Source organism: Pseudomonas sp. PB105, from assembly GCF_009764655.1.
In the GTDB taxonomy this organism is placed as follows: domain Bacteria; phylum Pseudomonadota; class Gammaproteobacteria; order Pseudomonadales; family Pseudomonadaceae; genus Aquipseudomonas; species Aquipseudomonas cyclaminis.
Window position 1 is genome coordinate 1 of sequence record NZ_RWIO01000021.1, and the last position, 19,768, is coordinate 19,768.

19 protein-coding genes are annotated in these 19,768 nt (G+C 60.8%); 7 read left to right on the forward strand and 12 right to left on the reverse strand.

The window, feature by feature from the left end; genetic code table 11:
• Positions 1–215: 215 nt before the first annotated feature.
• From cueR to EJD88_RS02785, 3 genes are all read right to left on the reverse strand, one after another.
• Complete coding sequence (cueR, locus tag EJD88_RS02775) at positions 216–617, reverse strand: Cu(I)-responsive transcriptional regulator (protein WP_112193266.1); 402 nt, start codon at positions 615–617, stop codon at positions 216–218.
• Positions 614–2,815 carry a cation-translocating P-type ATPase gene (locus tag EJD88_RS02780; RefSeq protein ID WP_158876691.1) on the reverse strand — a complete coding sequence of 734 codons (2,202 nt, stop codon included), beginning with the start codon at positions 2,813–2,815 and terminating at the stop codon, positions 614–616. Before EJD88_RS02780 ends, cueR begins: the two co-directional genes overlap by 4 nt.
• A gap of 66 nt (positions 2,816–2,881) precedes the next feature.
• On the reverse strand, positions 2,882–3,262 hold the full coding sequence (locus tag EJD88_RS02785; protein WP_099583564.1) for a hypothetical protein: 381 nt from the start codon (positions 3,260–3,262) through the stop codon (positions 2,882–2,884).
• A 147-nt stretch (positions 3,263–3,409) separates the two neighbouring features.
• Between EJD88_RS02785 and EJD88_RS02790 the strand changes: the two genes are divergently transcribed.
• Positions 3,410–3,607 (forward strand): heavy-metal-associated domain-containing protein, encoded by a 198-nt coding sequence (locus EJD88_RS02790; RefSeq protein ID WP_112193270.1) that lies wholly within the window; start codon positions 3,410–3,412, stop codon positions 3,605–3,607.
• Positions 3,608–3,691: 84 nt separating this feature from the next.
• A complete protein-coding gene (locus EJD88_RS02795) occupies positions 3,692–4,885 on the forward strand; it encodes a multidrug effflux MFS transporter (RefSeq protein ID WP_099583562.1) in 1,194 nt (397 codons plus the stop codon).
• Between the two features lie 8 nt (positions 4,886–4,893).
• Here EJD88_RS02795 and EJD88_RS26960 read toward each other — a convergent pair whose 3' ends face one another.
• On the reverse strand, positions 4,894–5,067 hold the full coding sequence (locus EJD88_RS26960) for a hypothetical protein (protein ID WP_177411507.1): 174 nt from the start codon (positions 5,065–5,067) through the stop codon (positions 4,894–4,896).
• Between the two features lie 146 nt (positions 5,068–5,213).
• The gene (locus EJD88_RS02800; RefSeq protein ID WP_158876694.1) at positions 5,214–6,227 is read right to left on the reverse strand and encodes a zinc-binding alcohol dehydrogenase family protein; all 1,014 of its coding nucleotides are present in this window, start codon (positions 6,225–6,227) and stop codon (positions 5,214–5,216) included.
• Positions 6,228–6,343: 116 nt separating this feature from the next.
• Here EJD88_RS02800 and EJD88_RS02805 point away from each other — a divergent pair, with 116 nt between their 5' ends.
• Positions 6,344–7,270, forward strand: coding sequence for a LysR family transcriptional regulator (locus EJD88_RS02805; RefSeq protein ID WP_158876697.1), 927 nt, complete (start codon positions 6,344–6,346; stop codon positions 7,268–7,270).
• A 138-nt stretch (positions 7,271–7,408) separates the two neighbouring features.
• Positions 7,409–8,095 (forward strand): helix-turn-helix transcriptional regulator, encoded by a 687-nt coding sequence (locus EJD88_RS02810; RefSeq protein ID WP_099583559.1) that lies wholly within the window; start codon positions 7,409–7,411, stop codon positions 8,093–8,095.
• A 46-nt stretch (positions 8,096–8,141) separates the two neighbouring features.
• Here EJD88_RS02810 and EJD88_RS02815 read toward each other — a convergent pair whose 3' ends face one another.
• Positions 8,142–9,095 (reverse strand): adenosine deaminase, encoded by a 954-nt coding sequence (locus EJD88_RS02815; RefSeq protein ID WP_032887105.1) that lies wholly within the window; start codon positions 9,093–9,095, stop codon positions 8,142–8,144.
• 193 nt (positions 9,096–9,288) lie between these two features.
• Between EJD88_RS02815 and EJD88_RS02820 the strand changes: the two genes are divergently transcribed.
• Positions 9,289–10,380, forward strand: a complete 1,092-nt coding sequence (locus EJD88_RS02820; RefSeq protein ID WP_158876701.1) for a calcium:proton antiporter — start codon at positions 9,289–9,291, stop codon at positions 10,378–10,380.
• A gap of 63 nt (positions 10,381–10,443) precedes the next feature.
• Here EJD88_RS02820 and EJD88_RS02825 read toward each other — a convergent pair whose 3' ends face one another.
• From EJD88_RS02825 to EJD88_RS02850, 6 genes are all read right to left on the reverse strand, one after another.
• On the reverse strand, positions 10,444–11,802 hold the full coding sequence (locus EJD88_RS02825; protein ID WP_099583556.1) for an 8-oxoguanine deaminase: 1,359 nt from the start codon (positions 11,800–11,802) through the stop codon (positions 10,444–10,446).
• Positions 11,803–11,954: 152 nt separating this feature from the next.
• A complete protein-coding gene (locus tag EJD88_RS02830) occupies positions 11,955–12,641 on the reverse strand; it encodes an SDR family oxidoreductase (RefSeq protein WP_099583555.1) in 687 nt (228 codons plus the stop codon).
• Between the two features lie 57 nt (positions 12,642–12,698).
• Complete coding sequence (locus EJD88_RS02835; protein WP_158876704.1) at positions 12,699–13,280, reverse strand: YigZ family protein; 582 nt, start codon at positions 13,278–13,280, stop codon at positions 12,699–12,701.
• A 12-nt stretch (positions 13,281–13,292) separates the two neighbouring features.
• Positions 13,293–13,952, reverse strand: coding sequence for a TetR/AcrR family transcriptional regulator (locus EJD88_RS02840; RefSeq protein WP_112193281.1), 660 nt, complete (start codon positions 13,950–13,952; stop codon positions 13,293–13,295).
• 87 nt (positions 13,953–14,039) lie between these two features.
• Positions 14,040–15,434 carry a uracil-xanthine permease family protein gene (locus EJD88_RS02845; RefSeq protein WP_158876707.1) on the reverse strand — a complete coding sequence of 465 codons (1,395 nt, stop codon included), beginning with the start codon at positions 15,432–15,434 and terminating at the stop codon, positions 14,040–14,042.
• Positions 15,435–15,522: 88 nt separating this feature from the next.
• Positions 15,523–16,443, reverse strand: coding sequence for a LysR family transcriptional regulator (locus EJD88_RS02850; protein ID WP_099583551.1), 921 nt, complete (start codon positions 16,441–16,443; stop codon positions 15,523–15,525).
• 125 nt (positions 16,444–16,568) lie between these two features.
• On the opposite strand from EJD88_RS02850, the gene EJD88_RS02855 reads away from it, so the two are divergent.
• Both EJD88_RS02855 and EJD88_RS02860 read left to right on the forward strand, forming a co-directional pair.
• Complete coding sequence (locus EJD88_RS02855) at positions 16,569–17,918, forward strand: aspartate aminotransferase family protein (protein ID WP_158876709.1); 1,350 nt, start codon at positions 16,569–16,571, stop codon at positions 17,916–17,918.
• A 39-nt stretch (positions 17,919–17,957) separates the two neighbouring features.
• Positions 17,958–19,451 carry a CoA-acylating methylmalonate-semialdehyde dehydrogenase gene (locus tag EJD88_RS02860; RefSeq protein ID WP_112193287.1) on the forward strand — a complete coding sequence of 498 codons (1,494 nt, stop codon included), beginning with the start codon at positions 17,958–17,960 and terminating at the stop codon, positions 19,449–19,451.
• The last annotated feature ends 317 nt before the right edge of the window (positions 19,452–19,768 follow it).

Sequence of the window (19,768 nt, forward strand, 5' to 3'; positions counted from 1 at the left end):
CCACCGCGTTTTTTCAGAAAAACCAAGTTGCCTGGTTTTGGGGCTGCTGCGCAGCCCAGCGCGGGACAAGCCCGCTCACCACAGAGTTATGTATAAGCCTTTGAGAGTTGTGTAGATAGCTATGCTCCGATAGCAGTGGGTCAGTCTCAGTATCTTTAACTGAGCCACCGCCATCGGGAGCAAGCCCCCTCCCACAATGATTTTTGCACAGCCTGTCAGCCGCAGCAGTTTCCCGCTGCCAACTCTTTGAGTATCGGACAGTCCGGTCGATGATCGCCCTGGCAGTGCTCCATCAGGTCCTGCAAGGTATCGCGCAGTTGCTCCAGCTCGCGAATCTTGTGGTTCAACTCGTCAATGTGCTGGCGCGCCAGGGCCTTCACGTCGGCGCTGGCCCGTTGCCGGTCCTGCCACAGGGTCAGCAGCTTGCCGACCTCTTCCAATGAAAACCCCAGATCCCGCGAGCGTTTGATAAACGCCAACGTGTGCAAATCCTGCGGGCCGTACACACGGTAGCCGCTGTCCGTGCGATGGGCGGCTTTGAGCAGGCCGATGGATTCGTAGTAGCGAATCATCTTCGCGCTCAGCCCGCTTTGGCGAGCGGCTTGGCCGATGTTCATGGGCGTTGATCCTCCAGGTCCTTGGGTTTCCAGGTTTTCAACAGCAGAGCATTGCTCACCACGCTGACGCTGGACAAGGCCATGGCCGCGCCCGCCAGCACCGGGTTGAGCAGGCCGAATGCGGCCAGGGGGATACCGATCAAGTTATACACAAAGGCCCAGAACAGGTTCTGGCGGATTTTTGCATAGGTCTTGCGGCTGATCTCCAGGGCGGCCGGCACCAGGCGCGGGTCGCCGCGCATCAGGGTGATCCCGGCGGCGTGCATGGCCACGTCGGTGCCGCCGCCCATGGCGATGCCGATATCGGCGGCAGCCAGGGCCGGGGCGTCGTTGATGCCGTCACCGACCATCGCCACTACGCCGGTTTTTTTAAGCGCGGCGACGGTGGCGGCCTTATCGGCGGGCAGCACTTCGGCGTGCACATCGTCGATGCCCAACGCTTGCGCGACCACGCGGGCGCTGCCGCGATTGTCGCCGGTCAGTAAATGGCTGCTGATGTGCCGGGCCTTGAGTTGCTCAACGGCTGCCAACGCACCGGGCTTGAGGGTGTCGCCAAAGGCGAACAGCCCGAGCACGCGCGGTTGCGGGCCCTGTTCGATCAGCCAGGACAAGGTGCGGCCTTCGGCTTCCCAGTCGTTGGCGGAGCCTGCCAGGTCCCCCGCGCTCAAGCCGCTTTCCTCCAGCAGGCGGCGATTGCCCAGGGCCAATGGCCGGCCGTCGAGGGTGCCTGCAATACCACGCCCGGTCAGGGATTGGCTGGCGCTCACATCCGCCACCTTCAGCCCTTGTTCGTTGCAGGCATCCAGCACGGCCTTGGCCAGCGGATGTTCGCTGCCACGTTGCAGCGCGCCGGCCTGTTGCAGCAGCACGGCTTGATTGCCATCCACCGCGACCAGGTGCGCGATCTTTGGCGTGCCGGAGGTGAGGGTGCCGGTCTTGTCGAAGACCACGGCGCTCACCTCATGGGCGCGTTCCAGGGCTTCGGCGTCTTTGATCAGGATGCCATAGCGGGCGGCAACACCCGTGCCGGCCATGATTGCAGTCGGCGTGGCCAGCCCGAGGGCGCAGGGGCAGGCGATCACCAACACCGCCACGGCGTTGATAATCGCCGTTTCCAGCGACGCGCCGTACAGCCACCAACCCACCAGCGTGAGCAACGCCAGTACCAGTACGGCCGGGACGAAGACCTGGCTGACTTTATCCACCAGTTTCTGAATCGGCGCCTTGGCGGCCTGGGCGTCTTCGACCAGGCGGATGATGCGTGCCAACACGCTTTCAGCGCCAAGGGCGGTGGTGCGCACCAGCAGGCGACCTTCACCATTGATGGCGCCGCCGGTGACGTTATCACCGGGTTGTTTGGGCACTGGCAGGCTTTCGCCGCTGATCAGCGCCTCGTCGGCATGGCTTTGGCCTTCGATCACTTCACCGTCCACCGGGAAACGCTCGCCGGGTTTGACCAGCACCTGGTCATTGAGCTGCAGCGCGCTGATCGCGACATCCTCTTCGCGCCCATCCTGCACACGCAGGGCGCGTTCAGGGCGCAAGGCCTCCAGGGCTCGGATGGCACTCGCGGTCTGGCGTTTGGCGCGGCTTTCCAGGTATTTGCCCAGCAGCACCAGGGCGATCACCACCGCCGATGCTTCAAAGTACAGGTGCGGCGCCATTCCAACCTGGGCGGTGAGCCATTCGTAAATACTCAGGCCATAACCGGCGCTGGTGCCGATGGCCACCAGCAAGTCCATATTGCCGGCACCGGCGCGCACAGCTTTCCAGGCGGCTATATAGAAGCGCGCTCCAAAGATGAATTGCACGGGGGTGGCGAGGGCGAATTGCACCCAGGCCGGGAGCATCCAGTGCAGGCCGAAGGGCTCTACCAGCATCGGCAGCACCAACGGCAGGGCCAGCGCAATCGCCAGCAGCAGCGACCAACGCTCGCGGTGCAGGCGCTGGGCTTGATCGGTCTCGGTGGCTATTTCGCTTTGGGGCAGGCTCGCGCTGTAACCGGCCTTGTCGACGGCGGCGATCAGCACGGCGGGGTCCATCTGGCCCTGCACTTGGACGTGGGCACGCTCATTGGCCAGGTTGACGCTGACGCTCTGCACCCCCGGCACCTTGCCCAGCGCACGCTCGACACGCCCGGCGCAACTGGCGCAGGTCATGCCGCTGATGGGCAGATCAAAGGTGGTGGATCCATTCATGGGGCAGTCCTCCAGGAGAAGTTGCCCCTAGGATCAACCTTGACCTGTGGGTAAGGTCAAGCGCCTTCAGTAGTCCAATGCAGCGGCTTTGAGGTACATGCCGTCCGGGCCTTGGGCAATGCGCAGCTTGCGTACATCACCGGCCTTGAGCTTGATGTTCTGCGCGGGCGGGGCGAGCAGGCCTGGCAGGCAGCCCGGCGCCTGGCCCGGCAGCAGTTTCAGGCGCAGTGACACATCGCCAGCGGGCAGGTTGAAGGAGGTGGCCTGTTCCTGGAACAGCCGGCCGGCCAGTTGGTCATTCAGGTAGAGGCCGATCTCGCAGTTGGTCAGCACTTCCAGGCGCTCCCGGGAAATGATCAGCACCGCATAGTCTTGATCGGCACTGGCCATGGGCGCAGCGGCAGACAAACTCATCAAGCCGGCAAGGGCAAAAAACGACCAGCGCATGGCGAATGCTCCGTGGTATGAATCAAAGATGGCTCAAGCTTGGCCGACAGTGCCGACGAATACCAGCCCGGCCGATTTTTTCAGAACTTGACCTTGCCATCGTGGCAAGGTCGAGACTGGTTTCAACCTCATCAAAGGAGTCATGTCATGCAAGTATTCAGCGTTGAAGGAATGACCTGCGGCCATTGCGTCAAGGCCGTGACCCAGGCGGTGCAGAGCCAGGACCCGGCGGCCAGTGTGAAGGTCGATCTGGCGGCAAAGGAAGTGGGCGTGGAAAGCCGCCTGTCTGCCGAAAAGGTGATCAGCCTGATCACCGAGGAAGGCTACAGCGCCAAGCTCGCCTGATTTTAATAGTTAGCGAGCTATCGTTATGTTCAAGGCACCCAGGCCCGGCTAGACTGTCGGGCTGCCGACTCTCTTGGGTGCCTGATGAACCTTCGCATAATCCTGATCCTGGGTGCCTTGAGCGCCTTCGCGCCGCTGGCGATCGACTTCTACCTGCCGGGCTTTCCGGCAATGGCCACGGCCTTCGCCACCGATGAAAAACACATCCAGCTGACCCTGGCGGTGTACTTCGCCGGCCTGGCCATTGGCCAATTGATCTACGGCCCGCTGGCGGATCGTTTCGGCCGACGCGGGCCGCTGCTCAGCGGCGTGACCCTGTTCACCCTGGCCTCTTTCGCCTGCGCCTACGCGCCCTCCCTGGATTGGCTGATCGGCGCCCGCTTCGTGCAGGCCCTGGGCGGGTGCGCCGGCATGGTGATTTCCCGCGCGGTGGTCAGCGACAAATGCGACGCCGTGGGTTCGGCCAAAGTGTTTTCCCAATTGATGCTGGTGACCGGCCTGGCGCCCATCCTCGCGCCGCTGGCCGGCGGGGTGATGGTCGGGTTGTGGGGCTGGCAGTCGATCTTCCTGGCGTTGACGATCTTCAGTGTGATGGCCGCCGTTGCTGTGGCATTCGGCCTGCCCGAGACCTTCCCGGCCCATCAGCCGCGCCAGCCGTTGTCGGGCTCGTTGCGCCGCTACTTTGGGTTGCTGTCCGACCGGGTTTACCTCGGCTACGCCCTCACCGGCGCGCTGTCGATTGCCGGGATGTTTGCCTACATCGCCGGTTCACCGTTCGTGTTTATCAAGCTGTATGGCGTGCCCGCCGAGCATTACGGCTGGGTGTTTGGCTCCAACGCCGCAGGCTTCATCCTGGTGGCGCAGCTCAACGCACGCCTGCTGGCCAAGCGTGGCCCGGCGTTTTTGCTGTCGCGTTCGGTGTGGGTGTATCTGCTGGCAGGCCTGACGCTGCTGGGCATCACCGCGTTGCGCACTGATGCGCTGTGGCCATTGCTGGTGCCACTGTTTATCTGCATCGCCAGCCTGGGCTGCATTTTGCCCAATACCTCAGCCTGTGCCATGAGCGGGCAGGGCGCACGGGCCGGCAGTGCGTCGGCACTGCTTGGCTGCATCCAGTTTGGTGTGGCGGCGGGGGCGGCGTCGTTGGTGGGGGTGTTGCACGATGGCACGGCCATGCCGATGGCGATGGTCATCAGCCTGTGCGGCGTATTGGCGGTGACGGTGGCCGTGTCGACCCAGCGCCTGCAACGGGCGAGAGCCGCGCAAGCGCAGGTCTGACGAGCGGGTCAGCCAGCGGCGGAATGTTGCTGGCTGATTGGAAAGCGGTGGGGCGCCTGGATGCGCGCTTGCAGGGTATCGGCAAAGGCGCGTGCCTCGGCTTCAGTGTGAAAAGTAATCGCCTTCTGGTCCAGACGAACTTCCCACTGGGATTTTGCTAACGCTTTTATCAGGATCTTCATTGCTGACTTCCTCACGTAAAAGAATCGTGGCAAAGGCGGCCAATATAAACCCGAATACGCTCACAAATATGACAAAGATCAACTCTCTGACTAGCGGTGTCGTCCATTACTTACACGAATAAGGGACGACACTGACAGCCGTTATTTCAGAAGCCTTCCAGCACTATCTTGCCCTTGGCCTTGCCGCTTTCCAGCAGGGCGTGGGCGCGGCGCAGGTTCGCTGCATTGATCACACCGAAGTGCTCGCCCACCGTGGTTTCCAGGGTGCCGGCGTCGATCAGCTCGGCCACCCGATTGAGCAGGTTGTGTTGCTCAATCATGTCTGGCGTCTCGAACATCGAGCGCGTGTACATGAACTCCCAATGCAGCGACAGGCTCTTGCGCTTGAGCTTGCTCACGTCCAATGCCTTGGGGTCGTCGATCAGTGCCAGTTTGCCCTGGGGCTGTAGGGCTTCTACCAGTTGATCCAGGTGATGGTCGGTCTGGGTCAGGCTGGCAACGTGGGTCACCTGCGGGTGGCCGGCGTGTTTCAGCGCTTCGCTCAGCGGTTGGCTGTGGTCGATCACCAGATCGGCGCCGAGCGCCTTGGCCCATGCCTGTGTTTCCGGGCGCGAGGCGGTACCGATCACTTTCAATGCGGTGAGCTGGCTGGCCAGTTGGGTCAGGATCGAACCGACGCCACCGGCAGCGCCGACGATGAGCAGGCTCTGGCCTTCGTCGTCTTTACCCTCACGCACTTGCAGGCGCTCGAACAGCAGTTCCCAAGCGGTGATGGCGGTCAGCGGCAGCGCGGCGGCTTCGGCAAAGCCCAGGCTCTTGGGCATATGGCCGACGATACGCTCGTCCACGGTGTGCAGTTCACTGTTGCCGCCTGGGCGTACCAGGGAGCCGGCGTAGAACACCTTGTCGCCGACCTTGAACAGGCTCACGTCACTGCCGACCGCCTTGACCACACCGGCGACGTCCCATCCGAGCACCTTGGCGGCGCCGTTTTCCGGGGAGACGTTCTGGCGCACCTTGGTATCCACCGGGTTCACCGAAATGGCTTTGACTTCCACCAGCAGGTCGCGAGGGCCGGCGATGGGCTCCGGCAATTCGATGTCTTGCAGGGATATTTCATCGGTGATGGGCAGTGATGCGTAGTAGGCAATGGCTTTCATGGGGGCTCCAAAACGGCGGGTGAACGGGATGGGCAAATAATTGGTTATTTCCCAAGAACATAAAAGCCGCTAAAACAGCACTCTGTTTCAATAGAATTTTGATAATCGGGGGGAGCATGCTGCGCTTTGATGATTTGCAGTTGTTTGTGCGCGCGGCCGACCTGGGCAGTTTGTCGGCGGCGGCGCGGGTGATGGACTTGTCGCCCGCCGTGGCCAGCGCGGCACTCAAGCGTATCGAGCAACAATTGAGCACACGTTTGCTGGCGCGCTCCACCCGCAGCCTGCGCCTGACGGCCGAAGGTGAAGGCTTTCTGGAGTATGCCCGCGCCGCGTTGAGTTCTCTGGATGAAGGGCGGCGCCTGTTGGCCAGCGGCCAGGACCATGTCAGCGGTGTGCTGCAACTGTCGGCCCCCTCGGATTTTGGCCGCAACCAACTGCTGCCGTGGTTGGACGAATTCCAGCGTGAGTACCCGCAGCTCACCGTGCGCCTGTTGTTGGGTGACCGGATTGCCGACCTGTTTCGCCAGCCGGTGGACATTGCCCTGCGCTATGGCGAACCCGAGGATTCCAGCCTGGTTGCACTGCCCGTCGCGCCGCACAACGTTCGTGTGCTGTGCGCGGCGCCCAGTTATCTCGCACGCCACGGTGAGCCGCGACATCTGGAGCAATTGGCCCAGCACAATTGCCTGCTGTATATGCTCGGCAGTCGCGTGCATGACCACTGGACCTTTCACGACGGCAAGCGCGACGTCAGCCTGACGGTCAGTGGCGACCGCTTCAGCGACGATGCCGACGTGGTGCGCCGCTGGGCCGTCGCCGGTGTAGGCATTGCCTATAAATCCTGGCTGGATGTGAGCACCGACGTGCTGGCCGGGCGCCTGCGCCTGATCCTGCCGGAGCTGCGCGGCGAGCGCACACCGCTCAATCTGTTGTGCGCGCATCGCGCGCAGTTGAGCAAACCCATCAACCTGTTGCGAGAAATGCTCGTGTCTCGCTGTGCGACATTGACCGCTCAATTGCCGGAGCGATTAGGCGCTAGGTAAATAGCCTCCATCACACAAGGAAATTTCACTCAGATGCTGTCCCTATTCGCGCTGTAAGACGCTAAGGAACTGCCGGTTTACGACCCTATACTTTGGCGCCAACCGCAGTACAAAAATAAGTCGACAGGGAGTGAATCGATGGAAGAGGCACCATGCATCAGTCAGATCGCCAGCTTGCTCGCTGAGCCAAAACGCACCGCCATGCTCTGGTCCCTGATGGACGGCTCAGCCAAGTCCTCTGAGGAACTGGCTACGCTTGCCGGGCTGTCGCCGGCCTCGGCCAATGCGCATCTGGCACGGCTGACTGGGAGTGGTTTGCTACGGATCGAAGCCCGGCGCGGTAAACGGCTGTTCCGCGTGGCGGCTGTCGACGTGAGCGTCGCCATCGATGCCTTGGCCAGTACCACCCTGGCCAGCGCAATACGCAGTTCGCCGGATGCTCCACCCTTGGCGTTGGTGGCGCCACCATTGTTGCGCCATGTTCGGCTGTGCCGGGGTCACCTCGGCGGTGAGCTGGCGGCGGGGCTGTATGAACGGATGTTGGTGGCGGGGTGGATCGAGCGTCGCGAGCAACGCATTGAAGTCACGGTCAAGGGTGTGCAGCAATTGGCGGGCCTGGGTATTTTTACTCAAGCCCTGGCATCACCGCTGGTGTGCGACTGTTTCGATTGGAGCCAGCAGCAACCGCACCTGGGTGGCGCGTTGGGCGCGGGGCTGTTGCAGTTGTTCCTGCAATCGAACTGGATCAGCCTGGTCAACGAGGCCCGGGCCGTGGTGGTCAACGACGTCGGGGTGGCGGAAATCGCCCGATTGGCTGCGCTGTAGGAGCAAACGCCCTCGTCACAGGCGCTCACTCCCACATTTGCTTACGTCACGGCTTTACGAGTCGCGCATCCAGGCTGTTTTGCGCCAGACGTTTGGCCTGGTCCTGGGTCATGCCCAGAGAGGTGTACAGCGCGTGGAAGTTCTCGGTGACATAACCACCAAAGTACGCCGGGTCATCGGAGTTCACGGTCACCTTCACACCACGTTCCAGCATGTCGAGGATGTTGTGCTGGGCCATGTCGTCGAACACGCAAAGCTTGGTGTTGGACAGCGGGCACACGGTCAGCGGGATCTGCTCGTCGATAATGCGCTGCATCAGGCGCTCGTCTTCGATGGCGCGCACACCGTGGTCGATTCGCTGGATTTTCAGCAGGTCGATGGCTTCCCAGATGTACTCCGGTGGGCCTTCTTCGCCGGCGTGGGCAACGGTGAGGAAGCCTTCATGACGGGCCCGGTCGAACACCCGCTGGAACTTGCTCGGCGGGTGGCCCATCTCGGAGCTGTCCAGGCCCACGGCCACGAACGCGTCACGGAACGGCAGCGCCTGGTCGAGGGTTTTCTGCGCTTCGTCTTCGCTCAGGTGGCGCAGGAAGCTGAGGATCAAGCCGCTGGTGATGCCCAGTTGCTGCTCGCCATCTTTGAGTGCAGCAGCGATGCCGTTGAGCACGACTTCGAACGGCACGCCACGGTCGGTGTGGGTTTGCGGGTCGAAGAAGGGTTCGGTGTGGATCACGTTCTGTTCTTTGCAGCGCAGCAGGTAGGCCCAGGTCAGGTCGTAGAAGTCCTGGGAGGTGCGCAGCACATCGGCGCCCTTGTAATACAGGTCGAGAAACTCTTGCAGGTTGTTGAAGGCGTAGGCCTTGCGCAGGGTTTCGACGTCGTTCCATGGCAGCGCAATCTTGTTGCGCTCGGCCAGGGCGAACAGCAGCTCAGGCTCCAGCGAGCCTTCCAGGTGCAGGTGCAGTTCAGCCTTGGGCAGGGCGTTGAGCCAATCGTACATGTCTAAATTCTCATCAGGTGCAATGGGCGCATTCTACAGGTCATGGCTGAAATAATCGGTAAAACCTGACCGGCAGGAGAGTATTCGTTTAATTCACGCAATAGGGTTCTGAACTAAGGTGTAACGAAACGTTAGCAGCGTGGCGCAGTCTGTACCCCATCAATGACTGATTTGCTGTACGAAAAGGCCCCGAATGCTCTCCTCTCTCAAGCAAGAAAAATTCATGCTGTTGGCGCTGATTGCCGCCATCGCCGCCTACCCGCTGGAGCACTGGATGCTGCACAGCGGGCAAATGGTCGCGCTGCTGGCAGGCGTGGCGCTGATCGGTTTTATCGTGGTGGCGTCCATGCGTGTGGCCCATCACGCCGAGCAATTGGCGGAAAAAGTCGGCGACCCTTACGGCACGATGATCCTGACCCTGGCCGCCGTGCTGGTGGAAGTGGTGATCCTGGCGATCATGATGAGCAACGAGCCGTCGCCCACCTTGGTGCGTGACACCATTTACTCCGCGGTAATGCTGGATATCAACGGCATCCTCGGCCTGGCCGCGTTGATGGGCGGCATCAAACATGGCGAGCAGTCCTACAACGATGACTCGGCGCGTACCTACAGCGTGATGATCCTGACGGCCATGGGCGTGTCGATGGTGGTGCCGGAATTTATCCCCAAAGCCGACTGGAAAATTTACTCAGCCTTCACCATTGGCGCGATGGTGGTGCTCTATACCCTGTTCCTGCGCATGCAGGTGGGGCCTCACAGTTATTTCTTCAGCTACAGCTACCCGGAAAAACGCCGCAAGAAACTGCCGGAAGAGGAGCAGACGCCGCCGGTGAACCTGGCGTTCTCCATTGGCACGCTGGTGTTTGGCGTGATTGTGATTGGCGCGCTGGCCGAGGTGATGTCCAAAACCCTCGACCTGGGTCTGGAAGGCACGGGCGCACCGCCAGTGATCACGGCGATTGTGGTCGCGGCGATCTCGGCAGCACCGGAAATCCTGACAGCGTTGCGCGCTGCATTGGCCAATCGCATGCAGTCAGTGGTGAACATTGCGCTGGGTGCGTCGTTGTCGACGGTGATTTTGACAGTGCCGGTGATGGAGGCGATGGCGCTCTACACTGGCCAGCCGTTCCAGATGGCGATGACGCCAGTGCAAACCGTGATGGTGTTTATCACGTTGATCGTCAGCGCGATCAACCTCAACGATGGCGAAACCAATGCCATCGAAGGGATGACCCATTTTGTGTTGTTTGCGACGTTTATCATGTTGTCTCTGCTGGGGTTGTAGGAACACAGCAGATAAAGGTGTGGGAGAGGTCAAACCCTCGCCCACCTTTTGAAGTGCGTTTGCTTAGGTTCCGGCGATCAGTTGTCGGGCTGCCTGGGTGTGGTCGGCGATCAAGCCTTTCAGGTCCAGCCCTTCCACCTGGCCATCAATGACCCGCCATTTGCCCCCTACCATCACCCGGTCTGCCCGATCCGCACCACACAGCAGCAGCGCCGAAATCGGATCATGGCTGCCGGAGAACCGCAGCTCATCGAGCTTGAACAGCGCCAGGTCGGCCTGTTTACCGACGGCCAACTCACCAATATCCGTACGCCCCAGCAACTGCGCCGAACCTTTGGTAGCCCAACCGAGCACGCCTTGCGGGGTGATTTTTTCCGCGCCGTAACGCAGGCGCTGGATGTACAGGGCCTGGCGGGTTTCGAGGATCATGTTCGACGCGTCGTTGGAGGCGGAACCGTCCACGCCCAGGCCGATCGGCGCGCCGGCAGCCAGCAGGTCGAGGGTCGGGCAGATGCCGGACGCCAGGCGCATATTCGAGCTTGGGCAGTGGCAGATCCCGGTACCGGCGGCGCCGAGGCGGGCAATTTCATCCGGGTTGAAATGAATGCCATGGGCCAGCCAGGTGCGTGGGCCAAGCCAGCCGACGCTGTCGAGGTAATCCACGGTGCGCAGGCCGAAGCGTTGCAGGCAGAAATCTTCTTCGTCGAGGGTTTCCGCCAAGTGGGTGTGCAGGCGTACGTCGAGGCTGTTGGCCAGTTCGGCGCTGGCTTGCATGATTTGCGGGGTGACGGAGAACGGCGAGCAGGGCGCCAGGGCGATCTGGATCTGCGCGCCGTCGCCACGCTCGTGGTATTCGTGGATCAAGCGCTGGCTGTCGTCGAGGATCACTTGGCCTTGTTGCACGGTCTGTTGCGGCGGCAGGCCACCGTCGGCTTCGCCCAGGCTCATGGAGCCCCGGGTGAGCATCGCGCGCATGCCCAGTTCGCGCACACTTTCCACTTGCACATCGATGGCATTTTCCAGGCCGTCGGGGAACAGATAGTGGTGGTCGGCCGCGGTGGTGCAGCCGGAGAGCAGCAACTCAGCCAGTGCGACCTTGGTGGCCAGGGCGAGCTTTTCCGGGGTCAGCCGCGCCCACACCGGGTACAGGGTTTTCAGCCAGGGAAACAACGGCTGGTTGACCACTGGCGCCCAGGCGCGGGTGAGGGTCTGATAGAAGTGATGGTGGGTGTTGATCAACCCCGGCAGGACCACATGCTCGCGGGCATCGAACACCTCGGCACAGGGCTGTGCGGGTGCTTGCCCCTGGGCCAGCACTTCGGTGATCACACCGTCTTGCAGCACCAGGCCGCCACGGGCATCGAGGCCATTGGCAGTGAAAATCGCGAGGGGGTTTTTTAACCAGATACGGGTCGCAGGCATTGGCCGGCTCCTCTGAATGATGGGTTCAGGTTTGCCAGCTCAGTGTTGCCCTGTCTGCTGATCCAGGGTCGCCCGTGAGGGCGAGCTGGGTAGATTACGTGTAGTTCGGGATCTGGTCTACTCGTAGGAAAAAGACGCTATCAATGGGGTGTTTACCAGGCGATGGTGTCGCCTTTGTAGTCCACGAAGTGGTGGCCGCCTTTACCGGTGTAGGCATTTACCTGATCCACCAGGCCGCGCACGCTGGTGTCGACATCAATGTGCGCGTTTTCGCCGCCCATGTCGGTCTTTACCCAGCCTGGGTGCAGCGACAGCACGGTGAGCTTGTGGTCGCCCAGTTGTGTGATGAAGCTGTTGGTCATGGAGTTGAGCGCGGCCTTGCTGGCCTTGTACAGCGCCAGGTCCGAGCCGTCGGGGATGGTCACGCTGCCCAGCACCGAACTCATGAATGCGAGCACGCCGCTGTCTTTGCGGATCTGTCCGACAAAGCGCTGGGCCAGGTTGATCGGCGCCACGGCGTTGGTGAAAAACAGTTGGCCGACTTCCGCCAGGGTGGCGTGGCCAGGTTCCTGGTTGGCCGGACCTTTGACGCCGGCGTTGACGAAGAGCAGGTCGAAGGTGCGCTCTTTGAGGCGCTGGGCCAGGGCGATCACGGCTTGCTGATCGTCCATGTCGAGTTTTTCGATCTGTACCGGGCCCACGGCTTTCAGGGCATCGGCCTTGCTCGGATCACGTACGGTGGCGGTTACGTCCCAGCCGTCCTGGAGCAGTTGCTTGACCAAGCCAAGGCCCAGCCCGCGCGAGGCGCCGATGATCAGTGCGGTTTTTGGCGTAGACATGAAAAGCTTCCTTTGGAGTCGCGGTTCAGGGGGATTCAGCAAATTACAGTAACAGTTTCAGCGTTGCAGCAGGATACGCCCACGGCTCAGGTCGGCAAGCTGCGTCTGGAGCGTGTCGATGTGCGCTTCACCCAGCGCCAGTTGCAGTTCCACACCGTTGGCGGTGAAGTGTTCCTCCACCACCAGGCCACCGAGTTCAGCCACGCGCAGTTTCACCAGGTTCAACTCGGAGAAACCACAGGCGCAACTCAACGGCACGCGGCTGATCAGTTCGAGGCGCTCGGCATTCTGCAGGCATTTATTCGCACCGCCGCCATAGGCACGGGCGAGGCCGCCGGTGCCCAGTTGGATGCCGCCGTACCAGCGAATCACCAACACGGCGACCTGATCAAAACCCTGGGCTTCGATAGCTGCCAGAATCGGTCGCCCGGCAGTGCCACCGGGTTCGCCGTCGTCACTGCTGCGGTATTGGTCGGCCAGCTTCCAGGCCCAGCAGTTGTGCGTGGCGTTCAGGTCGCTGTGTTGCTCGAAAAATGCCTGGGCGTCCTGTGGGCTGGTGATTGGCGCGGCGAGGGTGATGAAGCGGCTTTTGCGTATTTCTTCACGAAATTCGCAAAGACCGGTGAGCGTGAAAGGCATAAGTGGCTTCGTCTAGAGGGCCGGCTTGATGCCGCAGCCTTTGAGAATGATGTGAATCAGGTTGGTGCCCGCGTCTTCCATGTCTTGCTTGGTCAGCTTGGTGCGACCGGTGACGCGGCAGATCTGCGTGGCGAAGTCGGCGTAGTGCTGGGTGCTGCCCCATAGCAGGAAGATCAGGTGTACCGGGTCGATGGGGTCCATCTTGCCCGCGTCGATCCAGGCCTGGAACACGGCCGCTCGGCCACTGAACCAGGTGCGGTAGTCCTGGCTGAAATATTCGGTGAGGCATTCGCCGCCGCTGATGATCTCCATCGCAAAGATCCGCGAGGCCTGGGGTTGGCGTCGCGAAAACTCCATCTTGGTGCGGATGTAGCGAGAGAGGGCCACGGCCGGGTCGTCCTCGGCGGTCAGCGTGTTGAAGGTGCTGTCCCACAGTTCGAGGATATTGCTGAGCACGGCGATATACAGGCCCAGCTTGTTGGTGAAGTAGTAGTGCAAGTTGGCCTTCGGCAATCCGGCACTGGCAGCAATGGTGTTCATGCTGGTGCCCTTGTAGCCATGGCGCGCGAATTCATCTTCAGCAGCCTGGAGAATCGCTTGTTCGTTCTTTTGCCGAATGCGGCTGGCGGGCTTACCGGCGTGGTTGCTGTGGGCAGGAACTTCGAGGCTCATGGAGATTACCGTGCTGATCGATAGAGACGACGTGTGCACAGATAACCCACCCTCAAGCCTCAGACAAGTCCTGATGCAATAAAACCCTTAAAGCGGTTCCAGTGTGTCGCTTTCCGGCGCGTGGTTTGCGGCAGCTTCAGTTGTCTTGGACTCCGGCAGCAGGAGGCACAGCACGATGGCCGTCAGCCCGCCGCTGGTGATGGCCGAGTCAAACAGGTTCTGCACCAGCGTCGGCATCAGGTGCAGCAAGTTCGGTTGCGCGGCGATGCCCAGGCCGACGCCAAACGACGTGGCGATGATCAGCATGCTGCGGCGGTCCAGCGGCGCCTGGGCAAGGATGCGCACGCCTGCGGCCGCCACACTGCCGAACATCACCAGGGTCGCGCCGCCCAATACGGGTTTGGGGATTTGCTGCAACACCGCGCCAATCAACGGAAACAAGCCGAGGCAAAACAGCACCACGCCTATATATAAGCCAACGTAACGGCTGGCGACGCCGGTGAGTTGGATCACGCCGTTGTTCTGAGCAAAGGTGGTGTTGGGGAAGGCGCTGAAGGTGGCGGCGATCATGCAGCTCACACCATCACCCAGCACGCCGCCCTTGAGTCGGCTTATATAAGAAGGGCCGCTGATGGGCTGGCGCGCGATCATGCAGTTGGCGGTGAGGTCGCCGACCGTTTCGATGCTGCTGATCAGGTAAATCAGCGCGATCGGTAGGAAAGCGCTCCAGTCGAAGTTGAAGCCAAAGCGAAACGGTATTGGCAGGCTCATCAGAGGCAAGTCTGGCAGGGCCTGGGGCACCAGTTTTCCGCTGAACCAGGCCGCGAGGCTGCCAAGCGCGAGGCCGATGATGATGGCCGAGAGCCGCACCCACGGCGTGTTGGAGCGGTTGAGCAGGATGATCGTCAGCACCACGAACAGGCCCAACGCAAGGTTGGTGGGCGCACCGAAATCCGCTGCATTGAAGCCACCGCCGAGGTCGGTGATACCCACTTTGATCAGGCTGATGCCGATGAGCGTGATGACAATCCCGGTCACCAACGGCGTGATGACTCGGCGTAGTTGGCCGATAAAACGGCTCAGCACGATCTGCACCACGGCACCGAAAAAGCACACGCCGAAGATCATCGCCATGATGTCTTCCGGGCTGCCGCCGCGTTGTTTCACCAGGAAACCCGCCGACAGCACCGCGCCAAGAAAGGCAAAGCTGGTGCCTTGCAGGCAGATCATCCCCGCGCCGATGCCAAATGGCCTGCGCGCCTGGATGAACGTGCCGACACCGGAAACCATCAACGCCATGCTGATCAGGTAGGGCAAATGGGCGGTCAGGCCCAGGGTTGAGCCGATGATCAGTGGCGGGGTGATGATGCCGACAAACGCCGCCAGCACATGTTGCAGTGCGGCCAAAAAGGCTGGCGCCGGTTTGGGACGGTCGTTGAGGCCGTAGATCAGGTCGCTGGGGCTGCTAGATTCTGGTGGCATGGCGGGTTAACTCAAGGCGGATGGTTCATGTTCCATCTGTCCTTGCAAAAAGCTGTCCAGTTGCTCAGCTTTTAGCGTAAGCCCCGTGCTAGCGCGTTGTGGCCAGACTGTCGAGGAAGCTTTCCAGCACCAAATGAGGGCGACGTCCCTTGCGGGTGACCGATGCGAGGCTTAAATCGTAAAAACGTGTAGCCGATTTCAGCGCGCGCAGTCGGCCTTGTTGCACCCACAGGCTGGCGTAGTGGTCGGGCAAGTAACCGATGTAACGGCCGGTGAGAATCAGGAACGCCATGCCTTCGCGGTCCGAGGCGCTGGCGGTGCAGTTAAGGGCTTGGTAATGGGCCTGGATTTCAGCAGGCAGGCGGAAGGTCGGTGCGATGGCGTCCTGGCTGTCGATGCGCTCGTCGTCCAATTGCTTGTCGTCGGCGTAAAACAGCGGGTGGCCGACTGCGCAGTAGAGCAGCGAGCGTTCGCTATATAACGGTTGGTACTCCAATCCGGAGAGGGCGCTGGCCTGTGGCACTACACCGACATGCAGGCGACCGTCGAGTACGCCTTGTTCGACCTCATTGGGGGCAATCATGCGGATCTGGATCTGCACGTCCGGGCCGCGTTCCTTTAATTGGGCCAGGGCGTGAGTAATGCGCATATGGGGCAGGGTGACGAGGTTGTCGGTAAGGCCGATGATCAACTCTCCGCGCAAATGCTGGTGCAGGCCGTTGACCTCGGTGCGGAAACTTTCCAGCGCACTTAAGAGTTGCAGGGCCGATTGATAAACCTCGCGGCCCTCTTCCGTCAGGGAAAAACCTGCGCGGCCGCGTTGGCACAGACGTAATCCGAGACGCTGTTCAAGGTCGCTCATTTGCTGGCTGATGGCCGAGCGCCCGATGCCGAGTACGGTTTCCGCCGCCGAGAACCCACCGCACTCCACCACACTGCGAAAGATGCGCAGCAGACGAATATCAAAGTCGCTGACTTGGGCCAGGGGATCGGGTCGACGGCTGCTCATAGTTTAGTGAAGGCCTGACTGAAGGTTAGAAGAGTTGAATTTCACCGACTTTATCGCCATGGCAATTTAGCTGCAAGAACGCTTTTCAATCCCGACGCTGCCTTTTGCCCTGCGAGGTTTTGCTGATGAACATGCCCGAAAACGCCCCATCGTCCCTGGCCAGCCAATTGAAGTTGGACGCGCATTGGATGCCCTACACCGCCAACCGCAACTTCCAGCGAGACCCACGTTTGATCGTGGCCGCCGAAGGCAGCTGGTTGACCGATGACAAGGGCCGCAAGGTGTACGACTCGCTGTCAGGCCTGTGGACGTGCGGCGCAGGGCACACGCGTAAGGAAATCCAGGAAGCGGTCGCCAAGCAATTGGGCACCTTGGACTACTCCCCCGGGTTCCAGTACGGTCATCCGTTGTCCTTCCAGCTGGCGGAAAAGATTACCGACTTGACCCCAGGCAACCTGAATCATGTGTTCTTTACCGACTCCGGTTCCGAGTGCGCTGATACGGCGGTGAAGATGGTGCGTGCTTACTGGCGCCTGAAAGGCCAGGCCACCAAGACCAAGATGATCGGCCGCGCCCGTGGTTATCACGGTGTGAACATCGCAGGCACTAGCCTGGGCGGTGTCAACGGCAACCGTAAGATGTTTGGCCAGGCGATGATGGATGTCGACCATCTGCCGCACACCTTGCTGGCGAGCAATGCGTTCTCCCGTGGTATGCCTGAGCTGGGTGGCATCGCGTTGGCCGATGAGCTGCTCAAGCTGATCGAACTGCATGACGCGTCCAACATCGCGGCAGTGTTTGTCGAGCCGATGGCTGGCTCCGCGGGCGTGCTGGTGCCACCGCAGGGTTATCTCAAGCGCCTGCGTGAAATCTGCGATCAGCACAATATTCTGCTGGTGTTCGACGAAGTGATCACCGGTTTCGGCCGTACCGGCTCGATGTTTGGCGCCGACAGCTTTGGCGTGACCCCGGACCTGATGTGCATCGCCAAGCAAGTCACCAACGGCGCGATTCCAATGGGCGCGGTGATTGCCAGCAGCGAGATCTATCAGACCTTCATGAACCAGGCGACGCCTGAGTACGCGGTGGAATTCCCCCACGGCTATACCTACTCGGCGCACCCCGTCGCTTGCGCGGCTGGCCTGGCGGCACTCGACCTGTTGCAGAAGGAAAACCTGGTGCAGAGCGTAGCCGAAGTCGCTCCGCACTTTGAGAATGCGCTGCACGGCTTGAAGGGCAGCAAGAACGTGATCGACATTCGCAACTACGGCCTGGCCGGTGCGATCCAGATTGCCCCGCGTGACGGTGATGCCATCGTGCGTCCATTCGAGGCCGGCATGGACTTGTGGAAAGCCGGTTTCTACGTGCGTTTTGGTGGTGACACTCTGCAGTTCGGGCCAACCTTCAACAGCAAGCCGCAGGACCTGGACCGCCTGTTTGATGCGGTCGGCGAAGTGCTGAACAAGATCGACTGATTTCTCCTTCTATATAGAACAACTTTTCAGGAGCCCTGCATGAGCCTTATCCAGCATTTGATCAACGGTGAGTTGGTCAACGACAGCGGTCGCAGTGCCGACGTGTACAACCCGTCCACCGGCCAGGTGATTCACCAGGTGCCGTTGGCCAGCCGTGAAACCATTCAACAGGCGATCGACTCAGCCAAAGTCGCATTCCCGGCTTGGCGCAATACGCCGCCGGCCAAGCGTGCCCAAGTGATGTTTCGTTTCAAGCAGTTGCTGGAGCAGAACGAAGCGCGCATCTCGCAGTTGATCAGCGAGGAGCATGGCAAGACCCTGGAAGACGCGGCGGGTGAGTTGAAGCGCGGTATCGAGAACGTTGAGTACGCGTGCTCGGCGCCGGAGATTCTGAAGGGCGAGTACAGCCGCAACGTGGGGCCGAACATTGATGCCTGGTCGGACTTCCAGCCTTTGGGCGTGGTGGCGGGTATTACACCGTTCAACTTCCCGGCGATGGTGCCGCTTTGGATGTATCCGCTGGCAATCGTGTGCGGTAACTGTTTCATCCTGAAACCTTCTGAGCGTGATCCCAGTTCGACGTTGTTGATTGCGCAATTGTTGCAGGAAGCCGGCCTGCCTAAGGGTGTGTTGAGTGTGGTGCATGGCGACAAGGGCGCGGTGGATGCGCTGATTGAGGCGCCGGAAGTGAAGGCGCTGAGTTTTGTGGGATCGACGCCGATTGCCGAGTACATCTACTCCGAAGCGACCAAGCGCGGAAAACGCGTACAGGCGCTGGGTGGGGCGAAGAACCATGCGGTGCTGATGCCGGATGCGGATCTGGATAACGCAGTCAGTGCCTTGATGGGCGCGGCATATGGTTCTTGCGGTGAGCGTTGCATGGCGATCTCGGTGGCGGTGTGCGTGGGTGACCAGGTTGCGGATGCATTGATCGCCAAGTTGGTGCCGCAGATCAAGGCGCTGAAGATTGGCGCTGGCACGACCTGTGGGTTGGATATGGGGCCGCTGGTGACAGGGCAGGCACGGGATAAGGTCAGCGGCTATATAGAAGACGGTGTGGCTTCGGGGGCGGAGCTTGTGGTTGATGGCCGTGGATTGAGCATTGCCGGGAATGAAGAGGGCTTCTTCCTCGGTGGCAGCCTGTTTGACCGTGTGACGCCTGAGATGCGTATCTATAAGGAGGAGATATTCGGGCCTGTGTTGTGCGTGGTGCGGGTGAGCAGTTTGGAAGCGGCGATGCAACTGATCAACGACCACGAATATGGCAACGGGACGTGTATCTTCACGCGTGATGGTGAAGCGGCTCGTCTGTTCTGTGATGAGATTGAAGTGGGCATGGTTGGGGTGAACGTTCCACTTCCAGTGCCGGTGGCTTATCACAGCTTTGGTGGCTGGAAGCGCTCGCTGTTTGGCGACCTGCATGCCTATGGGCCGGACGGGGTGCGTTTCTATACCCGTCGCAAGGCAATTACCCAGCGTTGGCCGCAGCGGGCGAGCCATGAAGCGTCGCAGTTCGCTTTCCCTAGCCTGTAAGGCTTGGTAGGCGCAAAGCCGGCCCCCGGGGCCGGCTTTTGCGTTTGAGGGGCATTTTTGACTTATATGACAGAAATATGAAAAAGAAGGTTGACGCCAGATTCTGGAAGCCTATAATTCGCCCCACTTCCGGCGCAGTCGAAACGGAAAACTCCTTGGTAAACAATGAGTTACGCAGTTTTCGGCAGCAGGTTGCTTCAGTTCATCGAAGCCAAAAGGAAGTTGAAAAAGAGGTGTTGACAGCAGCGTGTAACGCTGTAGAATTCGCCTCCCGCTGATGAGAGATCTGAAGCGCAAGTGGTTGAAGTTGTTGAAGA